Origin of the sequence: Halorussus vallis (assembly GCF_024138165.1) — an archaeon.
Taxonomy (GTDB): Archaea; Halobacteriota; Halobacteria; order Halobacteriales; family Haladaptataceae; genus Halorussus; species Halorussus vallis.
The window spans coordinates 2,672,652-2,687,659 of record NZ_CP100000.1 but is presented as its reverse complement, the minus strand read 5'-3'; the positions used below and the strand labels follow the sequence as shown (position 1 = coordinate 2,687,659).

Sequence of the window (15,008 nt, the reverse complement as noted above, 5' to 3'; positions counted from 1 at the left end):
CGCCGCCGCCGAGTCGACGCGACCCCCGCGGAGGCGGTCGGCGAGTCGCGGAGGGGTCACGTCGACCCGTCGGTCGGCGTCTCGCGGTTACGTTTCGTCGTCCGATTCGGGTGCCGGGTCCGCCTCGGCAGACTCGTCGCGCTCCGACTCGGTGCCGTCGCTCGACGAGTCGTCTCGCTCCGCCGACGCGTCCTGGTCCGGCGTTTCGTCGTGTTCGGTCGACACGTCCGGTTCGGAACGCGTCTCCCGTCGCGGCGGTTCGGCGCGCTCGTCGGTCCGACGGTGCTCGCATCCCTCGACGGATACCGTCGTCGAGTTCGCGGCGTTGCTCGCCGCGGCGCCCGCCTCGGGGCCGACCGCGGCGGTGCCGACCTCGCTGGCGGCGGCCGCGCCCTCGGAGCCGACCGAGACGACGCCGATGTCGGAGGCCGCCGACGCGCCGTGTTCGCTCACGACCACGCCGACCGAACTCGTCTCGGAGTGGCCGTTGCTGGTCGCGGAGGTGGTCGCGCTGCTGGCCGCCGGCCCGTTGCCCTGTTCGGCTTCGGCCTTGGCCTTCGAGGTGGTGTCTGCCGTCTCCGGGGCGCCGTCGCCGGCGTTCTTCGTCCGCTTCTCTCCCTGCTTGTCCGTGTCGGGGTCGGGTTTCTTGAGTGCCATCTGTGAATCAGATCTCGATGAGGAGTTCGTTGTTGCAGTGCGGACAGCTCAGGCCGTCTTCGCGGGCGCTCCGGACGTGCTCCACGAGCCGACGGAGCACGTCGCCGGACGTCGTTTCGAGTCGCTCTGCCTCTCGGTCGAGAAAATCGACCGTCTCTCGGTCGAGTTCCGGACCGCCGCTTCGTTCTGGGTCGGGCATCGATTTTCAGTAAAATTCCGAAGGTAATAAAGTCTAATCACGGTCAGTATCCTAGTCAAGTTCGTGATTTTGCATGAATTCCGCGGTCGACCGCGGGTCCCGTCCGGTTCGACGCGACGGTACGGACGAGGGCGAGGCGGTCGCCTCGCCCTCGGAAACGACGAGCGTGAACGGGAGCAGGAGGGCCGAAGGGTGGGGAAGAGAGGTTCGCGACGCGGCGCTGGGTTCTGGGGGTCGCTGGAGGGCCTCGCCGGAGCGAGGCCACTCGCATCTACCGGGGGAGGAGACTTGAACCGGTGAAATCGGTCAGCGAACTATCCGTTCCGACGCGAGCGCGAGCGCCCCGCGAACGTGTTCACCGTCCATCGAATCGGCGGTAGTCAAACGCCGTCGCGGCCACCGCTCACCCATGAGCCTCGCTCCGGAGGTCGCCGGCGCAATCGTCGGCGGCGCGATCGGAATCGTGAGCGCGACCGTGACCGCGGGCGTCAACTACCACACGACCAAGCGCCGACTCAGGTCGAAGAACCGACGTCGCCTCGCCGAGTTCTACCTCGACAAGAAGGTCGAGGCGCTCTCGGAAGTCCACACCAGTCTCACGGAGTGCTACGCCACGCTGGGGACGGCCCTCGAGAACCCCTCGGGGTACAGTTGGGAGCGCGTCCGGTCGGAGATACACTCCAAGATAGACGGCCTCGAACACTCGATCACCGTCAGCGACATCTACCTCTCCTCCGAGCAGGAAACCGAGCTTCGGGAAACCGTCGAGGAGTACCGGTCGGTCGCCGACAAGATCGCCATCCTCGAGAACGGCCGGCGAGACATGATAGACGACGTGTTCGGCGCGACGGAGCGTGCCGGTGGGACGCTCGCCGAGGAGATCAACGGGCCGATTCGGCGACTCGAACGCGCCGGCGGCGACGCAGACGACCGGTCCGACGAGCGTACAAAGAGCGCCGAGAGCCGGAAGGTGCCGGCCGGCCGCGACGACTCGGGGTGGGCCGTCCTCGCCGCCCAGCGCGACAGGATTCGGAACGTGTTCCGGATCGACGAAGACGGCCGCGTCGAGTTCCTCGCGGAGGGTGTCGAACCCGAGGCGCGGGCGTTCTTCACAATCCTGGGTCGGCGGTACGCCTACGAGCGCGACCTCGTCGAGTCGCCGACCGTCGCCGAGACCGACCTCCTGGAGGTCTTCGACGGCTCCCGTGAGGCGTTCGAGGCGTTCGTGAGCGACGCCGACGAGCACCTGATGAGCGACGACGACGAGCACTACGTGGAGGCCGAGGACATCGAGGCGGGCATCGACTGGGCCGCGACGCACGTCGAGGGCGACGTCGTCGGACGGTCGGACGCGTAGCGACGCCGGCCGTTCGGGAGCGCGCCCCCGCCCCGCATGGACTCGGTTCTCGTCGACGCCCTCCGTCTCGACGGCACTCGCTCGTCGTTCGCGACTCGCCGGCGGAGCGGGGCGTCGGAAAGGAATCCTCGAGGAGTCGAATCGGCGCTACTCGTCGTCGGCCTTCGTCGATACCTCGGTCGAGTTCGCGGCGTTGCTGGCGGCGCTCCCGCCGTAGGGGCCCACGGCGACGACGCCGGCTTCGCTGGCGGCGGCCGCGCCGTTCTCGCCCACCGAGACGACGCCGATGTCGGAGGCTGCCGCCGCACCGTGTTCGCTCACGACGACCGAGACGGCGCTCGTCTCGGAGTGGCCGTTGTTGGTCGCGGAGGTGCTGGCGCTGCTCGCGGCCGGGCCCTCTCCCTGCTGGGCCTCGGCCTGGGCCGTGGAGGTGGTTTCGGCGTCCGTCTCGGGGACGTCGACGGTCGTCGTCTCGCCGTCCGGCGGGAACTCCACGTCGAGACTGACGCCGCCGGCCTGGTTCCGGGGCTCTCCGTCGTTCCCTTCGCCGTCGCCGCCGTCGCCACCGTCACCGCCGTCGCTCGACTGTCCGGACCCGCCGTCGCCGCTCTGCTTGGACGCTCCGTCGCCCGAGGAACTCTCGGCGTCGTCGCCGGACTGTTTCCCGTTCGACCGGGATTCGCCGTCGTCCGTCTTCGGCGCGTCGTCGTTCGACGATTTGCCCTCGGAGTCGTCGGAACTCCCGCCGTCGTCCTTCTTTTTCTTGTTCTTGGCGTCGTCGTCTTTCGGCGTTTTCTTCTTCTCCGACTTCTCCTTCTTCTCCGATTTCTTCTTCGTCTTCTCCTTCTTCGCCGACTTCTCGGGCTTCTCGTCCGTCTTGGGCTTGGACGTCTCGCCGTCGTCTTTCGACTGGTTCTTCTGCTTCTCGTCGGTCGAGTCGTCGTTCGGGTCGAAGATCTCGAAGAGTTCGCTGATATCCATGATCGGGTCGTTCTCCTGCTGGCGTTTCGACGCGCGACCGTCGGTCGGTTCCCCGTCGGGTTTCGCGGTCGGCCGGTCGTCGTTCGGTCCGTTCCCGGTCATCGTTCGCCGTCCAGGTCCGCGTCGGTCGTCGGTTCGTGCACCATCAGTGCGACCAACGAGATAACCCCTGAAAAGCCGGCGATACCGTCTACATTTCGAACAGGTCCGGACGACGGCCATGTCCGAGCGAACGTGTCGGACGTCCGGACGCACTCCGGCGTACTTCTCGGCCGAGCGACTACGACGCGTATGGCCGACCTCGTCACGTTCCGCGAGCGGTTCGACGGAGAACTCCAGTTCGTCGTCGCCGACCCCGAACGGCCGAACGCGTGGCTCTGCGTCCGCGACGACGAGTCGACGTCGCTGGACGAGTGGCGGTGAGTCGAGAGAAACGGCGAAACCGTCGCATTCTGAGCGAAGTGTACAGATTGCCGACGGAGCGTCGACACGCCACCGCCCGCCGCGGCGGTACCCCGGCACCGCGGCGGGCGGCGGCCGGTCGCGTTCGCTATCCGAAGACGGGGACGACGGACTCCCCGCAGTTCGGACAGTCGAGGTGAGTCGTCTTCGAGTCGTCCTGTACGACGATGGAGTGCCGCTCGTCGCAGTTCGGGCACGTGAATCGAGTCGAGTTGCTCATGGGGAGGGTGCCCCGCCGAGGCTCGGCGGAGCTACCGTGACGTAATCGGAGCGGACACTAGAACCGTGAACTCGTGATAGTCGACTATCGATTGGTGCTCCAACCTCGGTCCGACGACCCCGGACCGAACGACCGAACCCAGCGCCGGAACCGGATCACTCCGCGGGCGCCCCGTCCGGCAGCGCCGGGACGTCCCGTCGGTACTCGATGCCGGCCGCGGCGAGCGCGTCCCGGAGCGTCCGGTCGGGGTCGCCCTCGACCTTCCCGCGGCGCTGCCAGTGGTCGAGCGGCCGCGTGACGTTCGACGGCTCGGCGTGGACGTAGCAGTCGACGCCGGACGGTCGCCGGAACAGCGTGACGTGAAGCTGTTCGTCCGCCAGGAAGTCGTCGCGGTACACCCACGAGGAGTCCGACCACTGCACCCTCTCCGGAGCGTCCCGGTACTTCTTGGCCGCGAGCAGGTTCCGGTGGAACCCCCCGCGCCAGAGGTGGGTTTCGAGCGTCTCGGGCGAGGCGTCGACCGAGCAGACGTACTCACCGGTCGTCGTCCGCTCGGTGGTGTATCCGCCGACGAGTCGGAAGGGTCCGCGCGCGAGGCGCCAGAGTCGCTGGCGCCAGCGCTCCAGCGGTTTCGCTCTCGGTCCGAGGCGTCGCTGGACCGCGGCGGCGACGGCGACCGGTGCGAGGAGAACCCGCGAGACGACGGGCATCGACAGGAGTATCGCGATGAGGTCCATCGGTCGAGCGGACGTTGCCGCCGGGCGGCCATATCGACGGAACACGTGACGGAACGATGGACGGTCCCGGCAGCAAGAAGGAGGGTCCGCGGTGCGGTCGGCGTCGCCGACGCCGACCGCACCGCGGACTACGTCGGCGGCGGCCGCGACCGTGACAACCGCGACCGCGACAATCGCGACGCGCTCACCCGCCGTCGTGGCGGCGATTCACCGACAGGGGGTCGTCGGCATCGGGTTCGATACGGACCGCGCACCGCTGTTCGCCGAACTTGTCGTGGAACCCTAGTTCGAGGGCGTCGGTGTTCGCCACGGCGTAGCCGAAGTTGTAGAACTCCCCGCCCTCGTACTTGCCGCCCTCCTCGTAGTGGACGGTCGGCGAGAACGTCTCGTCGGGGTCGTAGTCGGACGGGTCGCGCGGGGCCGCCCCGATGGGCGACGCCAGCGCCTCGTACATCTCCGGGTCGCCGTCGTCGTCGAGGTCGTAGGAGAGGAACCGGGCGAAGTGGCGGTCGCCGGTGAGCCAGACGACCGTACTCTCGACGTTCTCGGCGACGAAGTCGACGATGTCGCGGAGTTCGTGCTCGAAGCCGGTTTCGGACCCGCCGGAGGCCCACGAGTCGCGTTCGTCGGCCCCGCTGGAGACGCTCGCCAGCGAGGTGGTGCTGGCGACCAGCGCGAACGTCGCGTCGGTCCCGGCGAGCGATTCCTTCAACCACTCGCGCTGGTCGTCGCCGAGCATCGTCTTCTCCGGGCCGTCGGCCATCGCGTTGTCGTCGCGGTACTGGCGAGTGTCGAGGATGAACAGTTCGGCGGCCGCGCCCCACCGGAACGACCGGTAGAGGCGGCGGGCGTCCTCGCCCGTAACCGACGGGTGGTCGTCGACCGGCCAGTACTCGGTGAACGCCCGCCTGGCCGCCGGGAGTCGGGGTTCGACGGTGCCCGCCCAGTCGTTGCCGACCTCGTGGTCGTCCCAGATGGAGACGACCGATGTGGTTTCGAGGAGCGACCGGAGGTGGGTCCCCCGCTCGCGCATCTCGCGGTACTTCGCGCGGTAGTCCGCGACGGTTTCGGGGTTGCCGTCGGGGAGCGCGGGCGACTCGCAGTCGGCGTATATCGTGTCGCCCTCGTAGAGAAAGAAGTCCGGGTCGAGCATCTCCATCGCCCGGAACGACTGGTAAGGCGGCATCCGGCCCTGGCCGTACGTATCGCCGCCCCAGGTGAACGAGACGGACTCGTCGGCGTCCGGCGACGGCGGCGTTCTGAAGCGCCCGGTCGTCGCGTCTCCGGGGGCGGCGAACAGCCGCGAGGCTCCGTCGCCACGGAGCGCCCAGACGCGGTAGAAGTACGTTCGCCCGGGCGCGAGGTCCGCCAGTCTGACCGTCGCGGTGCAGTCGGTGTCCTCGCCGACCGCGACGGGGTTCACGCACCGCGACCGCGAGAACGTCGGGTCGGGGCTGTACTCGACGTGGACCGTCGCCGGACCGTCGGAGCGGGTCCAGACGACCGCGCTCCGGGGCGTCACGTCGCCGGCCGCGACGCCGTGGGGGAGGTCGACGGCGGTGAGGCGTTCGGGGACGGGGTCGCGCACGGGCGTGGATTCGTCGGGTCCTGTGAACATCTTCGTTCGACCGGAACGTCGGCCGCTCGGTGGATAAGGGGGCGAAATTCGATAGCGCCGCGGACGGTCCCGGTGGAGAGCGGACGCCGGGGCCGAAGGACCTCCTCGACCGGATGGCCGGTCAGTCGCGGTCCACGTCGCGGTACGGCCCGACGAAGTCGGACATCTTGTTGTTCCACGACACCAGGTAGTCGAGTCCGGCGGCGCTGCACGGCGTGGCGGTGTTGAAGTGGCCCAGGAGGTAGTAGACCAGTTCGTTCCGGGTGGAGACGACTGTCAGTCGGTCGCTGTACTCGGTCTCCAGGCCCTCCTCGGCGTTGGAGGCCAACCGCTCGTCGTCGGTGTCGAACACGACGAGGACCTGCGTCTCGTCGGGCACCGACTCGTTCTCAAGGTACGACCGGATGGACGGCGAACCCTCCGCCAGCAGGGAGCTGTAGTGGACGAGCCAGACGCCGTACTGGATGAGCACGTCGTAGTCCGGGAGATTCCCGGCCGACCGGTAGTGGTCCTCGACGAGGAGCTTGTCGCAGGCGATCTGCGAACGCACCTCCTCGAACAGCGCCGCGAAGGGTTCGCCGAAGCAGGTTTCGGTTTCAGTCAGGACGAGCACGGTCGTCTCGTGGGGAATCGCTTCGTCCGGCGTCTCGTATCTGTCTATCATTCCTGTATGCGTTCGAAGCGCTCGACGAGTCGAATCAGCTCCTCGTGGTGCCGTTCCAGCCGCTCGTTCCGTACGTTCCCGCGGACGATGGCCTCCTGGGAGAGCGGGCTCCGGTCCCGAAAGGCGTCGAGCCAGTCCTCGAAGTCGTCCCGGAGCCGCCCGCCCTCCTCGGTGACGGCGTACTCCAGAAGCCGGGACAGTTCCGCCGTGCGCTCGCGGAACTCGGTGTAGCGCTCTCGCTTGGCCTGCGAGCCCTCGGGTTCGTCGACCCAGTCGAGGACCCGCACCCAGTTCCGGAGCGTCGTCCGTATCTCCCGCCGTGACGGCGAGTCCTCCAAGTCGAAGAGGGCGTAGAACCCCACGGCGAGGAGCGCGGCGAAGGTGACCGTCACCATCGGGACGAGCGACAGTTTCGAGACGGTCGCGCCGCCGACGAACGACGGCGGCACGCCCGGCACCGAGACGAGCGGGACGACCGTGCCGCCGGCGACGACGAGATAGCTCAGCAGCGACAGTCCCACCTGGAGCGGACTCCGGAACGTCGCCGCGAAGGTCAGCCGGCTCATTCGGTGGACGAACGCGACGATGGCGAACAGCGCGAGCGCCCCGACCGCGGCGTAGGCCGCGGCAACGGCCGAAGCGCCGACTTGGCGTTCGACCGCCGGATGGACGCCCCGGAGAGCCTGCACCTCGAAGAAGACGAGGACTATCTGTAGCGTCCACACCCGGAAGAGCAATCGCGACTGTCTCCCGAAGGTCAGGTACTCCACTATCTCCGCGAGGTCCGACGGCCGTTTCATATGGTATCTGTCGTGGGCGTGGTTCGGGGGTCGAACTCCCAGACGGCGAGGGTGTCGACGGGCGCCGTCTCGTGACTGCGGTTTCGACGTCGTCCGTAAAGACCACGCCAGATTGGCGCGGAAAGTGGACGGTTCGCCGCGGAACCACGTCCCGACGACAGCGTCGCCGCGTCTCGCGGACGCCGACCGCCAGCAACGACCGCCAGCAACGACCGCCTGCACCGACCGCCTGCACCGACCGCCAACGTCGCGGGCCCGGACCCGACCTGTTCGGCTGGCGGAACGTCGAAGGAGTACTTGTGAGCGCGCGGGCAAGTCGGCGTATGGCTTCGCTGTGCGCCGCCGACGGTCGCGTTCGCCGACCCGCGCGGGCCGGCGAACGCGGCACGGACGGTGGACCGGCGCTCGAACCGGACCGGGAATCGGCCGCGGACGAGCGGGCGACCGTCCCTCCGTGAGCGATGGCGGTCGAACCACCCGTCTCGGGGCCGGGCGGGCCGTCGGAGGCCGACGACCCCCGCTCGCCGCGAGCGCGGTCATCGGATTCGCCGCCGATTCCAGTCGTCCCAGAGGCTGCGGAACAGCCCCACGTCCGTTCGGTCGCGTATCATGCGCTTGAGTTCGCTCGCCGTCGCGCCGACGTCGCGCCGGAGCAACAGCGCCGCCTGCACGTCGCTGCCGGGGCGCTCGACGGCCGCGAGGAGGGCGGCCGCGAGGTCCTCCGCCCAGCCGTCGTTCCAGCGGTGGTAGAGCGCCTCGTACCCCCAGTTGAACTCCTTGGAGACGGCTTCGAGCGCCTCGGCGGTGTCGAAGGGTTCCCCTCGGACGTCGTCGGCCGACAGGTCGTCGACTTCGGCCCAGAGATAGTCGAGGTCCGCCGGGTCGAAACCGAACGCCTCCGCCCGGAACGACGGGGCGGTCGAGAGGACGACGAGGTTGCGCTTGAGCCACGTCCGGACGTCGACGGTGCGCCCGGAGGGGAGTTCGGCGACGGCGTCCCCGTCCTCGCAGACGTAGTCGGGGAGCGCCGCGACGAACGCGTCGACGTCGGCGCGGCGCTCTCGCCCGGAGAGTTCGCTGACGTGGCTGGCGTAGCCGTCGAGCGCGTCGGCGAGTTCGGAGTCGACGCTGTGCGTCTTGTAGTAGCCGAAGTCGGCCCACAGCGACGAGTACTCGCGGCCGTCGCCGGGAATCTCCCCGGAGATGACCTCGGTGAGTTCGCCGTACAGCGGCTGGTACACCTTCGTTCTGAGCCACTGTCGCTTCTCGCGGTGGTCGGTGAGCAGTGCCGTCGTGAACGCCATGGTCAGTCCCGCCAGCGCGCTGATGACGGAGCCGAGGACGAGGCTCCAGACCATACCGGCGGTAGCGCGAGCGTGCACATGTACCCCGGATACGTGATGCGCGGCGGACACGTGGTGCGCGGCGGATACGTGACGCGCGGCAAACACGTGGCGCGCGGCGGTCGCGCAGTGCGCGACCGCCGCGCGAGAAGTGTGACGGGTGACAGCAGATGAAGCGCCTCGAACGCGCCGCCGAGCGCGTCGTCCACCGAATCGCCGAAACCGTCGGCGACGAACGAACGGCGACCGCGGTCGAGCGGTCGATACTGGCGCTCGTCGTCGCCAACACGGCGGCGGTCGTCCTCGGCACGGTGGACTCAATCGCGCTCCGGTACGGCGGGCTCCTCCGGGCCGTCGAGTGCTTCGCGGTCGGCGCGTTCACCGCGGAGTTCGTCGCCCGGGTGACGTGGCGATTGGCTCGCGGGGGCGACCGCTCGGGGCTCGCGGACCCGCACCTCGGTGTGGACCTCTTCGCGATTCTGCCGTTCTACGTCGGACTGGCGACGGGCGTCGGCGGGCTCGGCTCTTCGAGCCTCCTCCGGGTCCTCAGGCTCCTCAAACTCGTCCGGTACTTCGACGGCGTCGACCTGCTCGTCCGAGTCCTCCGTCGCAAGCGCGCCGACTTGGTCGCCTCGGCGTTCGCGACGACGCTCCTGTGGCTGCTGGCGGCGAGTTCGGTCTACTTCGCCGAGCACGAGGCCCAACCGGAGGCGTTCTCGTCCATCCCGGCCGCCCTCTGGTGGGCCGGGATGACGATAACGACCGTCGGATACGGCGACGTCTACCCGGTGACGCCGCTCGGTCGGTCGCTCGGGGTCGTCGTCTCGCTCCTGAGCCTCGGCGTCGCCGCGGTCCCGTCGAGCATCCTCGTCTCCGGCATCCTCGAGGAAACCGGGTCGAAGCCCGAGCGGTGTCCCCACTGCGGCCGGCGGCGCGAGGAGTAGCGCGGGAGGAACGTCGGGGCGACGCGAGTAGCGACGAGCGACGGACCGGACCACCAAACCACCAAAAAACGTATGCACAACCGATTACCACCCACTCGCATGGCGGCCTACCGGTTCCGGGTGAAGTCCGAGCGGTCGTCGGGGACGTTCTGGCGCGACTTCGAAATTGGAGGCGACCGGACGCTCCTGGAGTTCCACGAGACCATCGCCGAGGCGGTCGGACTCGAAGAAGACCGGCTCTGGTTCTTCGGCACCGACCGGGACTACTGGGAGAGTCCGGTGAAGTACCAGTCGCCCCGCGAGTACGGCGAACTGTCGAGCGGCGGGGCGATGCGGTGGGACGAGGACGTGCTCGACGCGGCCACGGTGACCGTCGCGGAGTTCGGCCTCGAACGGTGGGGCCGCATCTGCTACCTGTTCGACTACGTCGAAGAGTGGCGGTTCTACGCGACCCTCGACCGAATCGACGACGACCGACCGGACGCGACGCCGCCGGCGGTGGTCGGCAGGAAGGGCGACGTCGACCTGCTCCGACCGTCGAACCGCGACGGGTGACCGCGCAACGCCCTGTTGTCGGCGGACGTGCGGCCGTTCCGGACAGTCCGCTCGACCGGACAGTTGTTGGACATTTATACGTCCGTCGACGAGACGAGAACATGTCCGAATCAACAGACGTTCAGACGGCGATAGAGCAGGTGCAGCGCCTCTCGGAAACTCTCGACGAGAACGCCGACGCGTCCGAGGATTTCGACGAACTCCGACAGTTCCTGGCGAACGTCGAGGACGCGCTGGCCGTCGCGAGCGAGCACTGAACGCTCGGGGCGAAGGGACGGCGCGAGGGCGGCCTCGAAGAATCCGAGCGGACGGCGACGCGGCGAGCGGTCGTTCACCCTCGAATCCGAACGGCCACGTTTCTGGCGGATACCGCACGACCGAGCGACCGTAGGGGACGGCGGAGTTACTCAAGAGCCGGCTGAATCGACGCGAGTGCGTCGATTCAGCCGGTCCCGTCGTCCGGAACCGACTCCACCTCGTGCCCGTCTCGGGACACGTTCCGGTCCGCTGGACGGTCTCACGGAGTCTTTACCGGATGTCCGCTGGGTCCAAGCGTGATCGACATGATCACGTCCAAGACGGCAGCGCTCGGAAGTACCGTACTCGCGGCGAGCGGAGGCGGAATCGACCCCACCCTCCTCCTCGGCGTCGTCATCGTCGCGATAGTCATCATCGCCATCGCGTGGGTGTTGACGAGCAAGAAGGGCGCGGACTGAGAGTCGGAGTCCGCACCGTCAGAACCGGCACCCACCTCGTTTTTTCGACCCGACCGCCGCGCCGTCGCCCCTGATAGCGCCCGTTTCGGGGCCTCGCGCGTTCACTTTCACTTCCGGTGCGTGAGCAAGATTATTTGCGACGACGGTTCGCTCCACTAGCGAAGCGAACGGAACGGCGCCCGAGCGACGTGACGAACCGATTCGGAGATTCCGACGCGACCAGAGATACCCATGCAAACGGACGAGCGACCGGACGGACGACGCCCCGACAGACCGCCCGCGATGGCGGCCACCGACGACGCCGCCGCCGTCCGGTGGACCGCGTTGTCGGGATTCCAGCGCGACCTGCTGGTGATGATCAAACTGCTCGACGGCGAGGGGTCGCCGTCGAGCGGCACCTGCATCATGGACGCCGTCTCGGACTACTACGAGTGCAGCGTCGACCACGCTCGACTCTACCGGAACCTCGACGAACTCGTCGAACTCGACCTGGTCGAGAAGTCGTTCATCGACGGGCGCACCAACGCCTACCTGCTGACCGACGACGCGGACCGCGTTCTCCGGAAGGTGACCCAGACGCTGGAGTGGACCTGCGGCGTCCAACTGGAGCGGTGACCGGTCGGCCGACGGCGTCGCCGGACGCGGGTTCACCTCGTCCGGCGACCGCGGAACCGTCCGCTTCGCCGGACTGCGTCGCCGAGTCAAGTGCGGGCGTCGGCTACGTGCGGTCGAGAATGACTCCGCTCTCGGCGGTGCGCGCCCGCCGCCTCACCCGAATTCGCTGTGGAATCGACGGACGGAGACGACCGACCGCCGCCGGCGACGACCGTGGCCGGCGGGGACTCGGACGACCGGCGACGGGGTCGGAGGACGACTGACGACCGGACTCGAACGGCCGCCGGTACCTCGACCGGACGGCGGACCGTCACGTTTCACCCGCTTATCCCGCCGCCGGGCCACTCTCCGACCGTAGATGACGAACGAACGACCGACGCAAGACGCGCGGTGCTGGCTGTTGAACACGGCCGACCGGGCCGTAGACGTCTACGTCAACTACCGCGAGACGCCGCTCACGACCATCCAACCGACCGAGGACCAGGGAGTGTTCTCCATCGACTCGGACGCCAACGGAACGTACGGGACGTACACGTTCGAGGCCCGCGCGGAGGGGAACCTCGACGGGGAGGTCCTCGCGTCGGTCTCCGTCGAGTTCACCGAGGGCGACAGCTACTCCGCCGTCTTCCACCGGTCCGACGACGCGACCTACGAGCTGTCGGTCTACGAGAACGACTTTTCGCCGTCCGACGACTCCCGGTTCGAAATCCGCCACACCGGCGCGCCCGAGCGGATCGACTGGCGGCTGTTCCCGAAGTCCGAAGCCGACCCCCGCATCTCGGACGACGAGCGGAGCGGGAGCCTCTCGCGCGCCCAGTGGCAGCAGGCCATCGACGTCACCGAGAACGACTACCGCCTCGAAATCGTCGTCGACGGGAAGGTGGTCGCCTTCCGCCAGGACCTCGAACTCGAAGCCAACCGCGCGATAGTGGTCTACCTGGTCGACGACCCGAAGTGGTGGATGGGCTCCGACGAGAAGGAGGACCACATCTTCCGACAGGAGTTCCAGGTCCAGTCGGGACCCGACCGCGACGACGTCGTCACCCCGCCCGCCGAGCCGTACGCGACCACCGACCGGAACCAGACGATACAGTTCGCCTGCAGGGAACTCGAACTGTACCACACCAACCGGGCCGAGACGACGGTCGAAGCCACCGACCCCGACGGCATCGTCGCCGACCTCGCGGTCGGAGAGGTGGAACCGTACTCGGACGGTTTCAAGATTCCCGACGAGAGCGTCGAGCGGGCGTACGCCATCGGCGGTATCACCACCGGCACGCTGACGGTGCGGCCGAAGGTTCCGCCGGGCGACTACGACGTCGAACTCGTCGCCAACCCCGAGGGACTGGGTGAACGAGCGACCTGCACGCGGTCGGTCAAGGTGAAGAAGATCACCGTCCACCGCCTGCGAAACCTGGTCGACCGGTACCGCGAGGCCGGCGAGATGACCGACGAAATCGCCGCACAGCTCCGCGACAGCCTCGACGACGCCGTGGTGCACCTCGACGCCGGCGAACTCGCGGAGGCGTGCGACGCGTTGAAGCGCGTCGTCACGGTCGTCGGCGAGAACAAGGACGAGGGAATCAGCGTCGCGGCCGCAGTCGACATCGAGACGGAGACGAAGGCGATGCGCAAGCACCTCGGGTGCGGATAAGTCGGCCACGAAATCCGGACCGCGGGCGGTGGCACTCGCGGCCGGCGGGCCTGCCCGCCGGCCGCGAGGCTACCACCCCGCATCTGATATCGAACTATCGCGTCTCGCCGGCTTTTCACCCCGCACCTCGGAGCGACGACCACGGATGGTAGACGAGAAGGACATGCCGACGGAGAAGGCGCGCTGCTGGATGGTCAACGGCACCGGCAGGGCCGTCGACGTGTACGTCAACTACGCCGACGTACCGTACATCGACGACGTCAAGCCGCTGAGCATCGGGCCGGAACTCGGTATCGACGGCACCGCCGACCGGCCGTACGGAACCTACACCTTCGAAGTCAGACCCAAGGACGACCCGAACGGGGAGGTACTCGCCTCGGCCTCCGTCGACCTCACCGAGGGCGATAGCTACTCTGCGGTTCTCCACCGGGTCGGGGATTTCGAGTACCGACTGTCGATATACCGGAACGACTACTCGCCGTCGACCGACGCGCGATTCGTCGTCAGGCACAACTCCCTGCACGAGGAGATAGACTGGCGCATCTCCCAGAACGGCGAGACGCCCCGAATTCCGGACGACCCCCGGAGCGGCACGCTCGGACGCGGCCAGTGGCAGGAGGCCACGGACGTCACCGAGAGCGACTACCTGATGGAGGTGTTCGTCGACGGCGAGGTCGTCACCATCGAGCGCGACCTCGAACTCGAGATAGAGACGACGTACGTCTGCTACGTCGTCGGCGACCCCGGACCGCTGAACATCCCGAGCGACAACAACTACGAGGCCGCGTCCGACTCCGGCGTCGACGAGAGCAAGTGGATACTCGTACAGGCGTTCGAGGTGTATCCGGGCGGCGACGAGACGGACTCCGTCGGCGCGCCCCAGGAGCCAGTGTCCGTCTCGGACCGGAACGAGCCGATTACGTTCCTCTACGAACCGGTCGAGGTGACCGAGACGAACGCGGTCGAAGCCGAGGTCGGCGCGACGGACCCCGACGGGTTCGTCACCGGACTGTCGATAGACCGGGTCGACCCGCCCACCGACGGGATAACCATCGTGGACAACAGCGTCGACCGAGCCTTCGCCGAGGGCGGAACGACCACGGCGACGCTGCGGGTGGCGGCCGACGTCCCGCCGGACAGCTACGACGTGCGCATCGCGGCCAACCCGGAGAGCCTCGGAACCGAAGCCACGGTCACCGTGCCGGTCGAGGTTGAGCGGACCACGGTGGCGCGACAGTACGACCTGGTCGACCGGTATCAGCTCTCCGGGGACATCGACCAGCCGATCGCGACCGACCTGAACGCCCTGCTCGACGACGCCGAGGCCGGCATCGACGCCGGCGAGACGACCGCGGCCTGCGCGACGCTGAAAGAGTTCCTCGACCTACTGGGCGCGAACAAGGGCAAGGGTGTGAGCGAAACCGCGCTGAACGACATCCAGCCGGAGACGAAGGCGCTCCGCAAGCACCTCGGATGCGGATAGTCC

General features: G+C 68.2%; 19 protein-coding genes. 10 read left to right on the top strand and 9 right to left on the bottom strand.

Annotation, left to right across the window (positions count from 1 at the left end):
• Nucleotides 1-87: 87 nt before the first annotated feature.
• A complete protein-coding gene (locus tag NGM07_RS13595) occupies nucleotides 88-657 on the bottom strand; it encodes a hypothetical protein (RefSeq protein WP_253512464.1) in 570 nt (189 codons plus the stop codon).
• Nucleotides 658-664: 7 nt separating this feature from the next.
• The gene (locus NGM07_RS13590) at nucleotides 665-856 is read right to left on the bottom strand and encodes a hypothetical protein (protein WP_253512462.1); all 192 of its coding nucleotides are present in this window, start codon (nucleotides 854-856) and stop codon (nucleotides 665-667) included.
• 409 nt (nucleotides 857-1,265) lie between these two features.
• On the opposite strand from NGM07_RS13590, the gene NGM07_RS13585 reads away from it, so the two are divergent.
• The gene (locus NGM07_RS13585) at nucleotides 1,266-2,213 is read left to right on the top strand and encodes a hypothetical protein (protein ID WP_253512460.1); all 948 of its coding nucleotides are present in this window, start codon (nucleotides 1,266-1,268) and stop codon (nucleotides 2,211-2,213) included.
• A 147-nt stretch (nucleotides 2,214-2,360) separates the two neighbouring features.
• Here NGM07_RS13585 and NGM07_RS13580 read toward each other — a convergent pair whose 3' ends face one another.
• Entirely contained in the window at nucleotides 2,361-3,296 is a 936-nt protein-coding gene (locus NGM07_RS13580) for a hypothetical protein (protein WP_253512457.1), read from the bottom strand.
• Nucleotides 3,297-3,485: 189 nt separating this feature from the next.
• On the opposite strand from NGM07_RS13580, the gene NGM07_RS25340 reads away from it, so the two are divergent.
• On the top strand, nucleotides 3,486-3,617 hold the full coding sequence (locus NGM07_RS25340; RefSeq protein ID WP_256523812.1) for a DUF7556 family protein: 132 nt from the start codon (nucleotides 3,486-3,488) through the stop codon (nucleotides 3,615-3,617).
• 127 nt (nucleotides 3,618-3,744) lie between these two features.
• On the opposite strand, the gene NGM07_RS25335 is transcribed toward NGM07_RS25340, so the two are convergent.
• From NGM07_RS25335 to NGM07_RS13560, 5 genes are all read right to left on the bottom strand, one after another.
• Nucleotides 3,745-3,876, bottom strand: coding sequence for a minichromosome maintenance protein MCM (locus tag NGM07_RS25335; protein WP_256523810.1), 132 nt, complete (start codon nucleotides 3,874-3,876; stop codon nucleotides 3,745-3,747).
• A gap of 155 nt (nucleotides 3,877-4,031) precedes the next feature.
• Nucleotides 4,032-4,613, bottom strand: coding sequence for a hypothetical protein (locus NGM07_RS13575; RefSeq protein WP_253512454.1), 582 nt, complete (start codon nucleotides 4,611-4,613; stop codon nucleotides 4,032-4,034).
• A gap of 184 nt (nucleotides 4,614-4,797) precedes the next feature.
• Complete coding sequence (locus tag NGM07_RS13570; RefSeq protein WP_253512452.1) at nucleotides 4,798-6,231, bottom strand: alkaline phosphatase D family protein; 1,434 nt, start codon at nucleotides 6,229-6,231, stop codon at nucleotides 4,798-4,800.
• Between the two features lie 121 nt (nucleotides 6,232-6,352).
• A complete protein-coding gene (locus NGM07_RS13565) occupies nucleotides 6,353-6,895 on the bottom strand; it encodes a hypothetical protein (protein ID WP_253512449.1) in 543 nt (180 codons plus the stop codon).
• On the bottom strand, nucleotides 6,892-7,695 hold the full coding sequence (locus NGM07_RS13560; protein WP_253512447.1) for a hypothetical protein: 804 nt from the start codon (nucleotides 7,693-7,695) through the stop codon (nucleotides 6,892-6,894). The genes NGM07_RS13565 and NGM07_RS13560 overlap by 4 nt, the downstream gene beginning before the upstream one ends.
• A gap of 323 nt (nucleotides 7,696-8,018) precedes the next feature.
• Here NGM07_RS13560 and NGM07_RS25330 point away from each other — a divergent pair, with 323 nt between their 5' ends.
• The gene (locus NGM07_RS25330; protein ID WP_256523807.1) at nucleotides 8,019-8,153 is read left to right on the top strand and encodes a hypothetical protein; all 135 of its coding nucleotides are present in this window, start codon (nucleotides 8,019-8,021) and stop codon (nucleotides 8,151-8,153) included.
• Nucleotides 8,154-8,231: 78 nt separating this feature from the next.
• Here the strand turns inward: NGM07_RS25330 and NGM07_RS13555 are convergent, their stop codons facing one another.
• Nucleotides 8,232-9,053, bottom strand: coding sequence for a hypothetical protein (locus NGM07_RS13555; protein ID WP_253512444.1), 822 nt, complete (start codon nucleotides 9,051-9,053; stop codon nucleotides 8,232-8,234).
• 155 nt (nucleotides 9,054-9,208) lie between these two features.
• Here NGM07_RS13555 and NGM07_RS13550 point away from each other — a divergent pair, with 155 nt between their 5' ends.
• The 7 genes from NGM07_RS13550 (at nucleotide 9,209) to NGM07_RS13520 (ending at nucleotide 15,005) form a co-directional block, all read left to right on the top strand.
• A complete protein-coding gene (locus tag NGM07_RS13550; protein ID WP_256523805.1) occupies nucleotides 9,209-9,982 on the top strand; it encodes a potassium channel family protein in 774 nt (257 codons plus the stop codon).
• Between the two features lie 99 nt (nucleotides 9,983-10,081).
• On the top strand, nucleotides 10,082-10,537 hold the full coding sequence (locus tag NGM07_RS13545; RefSeq protein ID WP_253512441.1) for an IS1096 element passenger TnpR family protein: 456 nt from the start codon (nucleotides 10,082-10,084) through the stop codon (nucleotides 10,535-10,537).
• 101 nt (nucleotides 10,538-10,638) lie between these two features.
• Nucleotides 10,639-10,794 (top strand): hypothetical protein, encoded by a 156-nt coding sequence (locus NGM07_RS13540; RefSeq protein ID WP_253512437.1) that lies wholly within the window; start codon nucleotides 10,639-10,641, stop codon nucleotides 10,792-10,794.
• A 306-nt stretch (nucleotides 10,795-11,100) separates the two neighbouring features.
• Nucleotides 11,101-11,253, top strand: a complete 153-nt coding sequence (locus tag NGM07_RS13535; protein WP_253512434.1) for a hypothetical protein — start codon at nucleotides 11,101-11,103, stop codon at nucleotides 11,251-11,253.
• Nucleotides 11,254-11,484: 231 nt separating this feature from the next.
• A complete protein-coding gene (locus NGM07_RS13530) occupies nucleotides 11,485-11,868 on the top strand; it encodes a helix-turn-helix domain-containing protein (protein WP_253512432.1) in 384 nt (127 codons plus the stop codon).
• Between the two features lie 358 nt (nucleotides 11,869-12,226).
• Complete coding sequence (locus NGM07_RS13525) at nucleotides 12,227-13,522, top strand: FIMAH domain-containing protein (protein WP_253512429.1); 1,296 nt, start codon at nucleotides 12,227-12,229, stop codon at nucleotides 13,520-13,522.
• 145 nt (nucleotides 13,523-13,667) lie between these two features.
• Nucleotides 13,668-15,005: an FIMAH domain-containing protein gene (locus NGM07_RS13520; protein WP_253512427.1), complete on the top strand. Its 1,338-nt coding sequence runs from the start codon at nucleotides 13,668-13,670 to the stop codon at nucleotides 15,003-15,005.
• Nucleotides 15,006-15,008 lie beyond the last annotated feature (3 nt).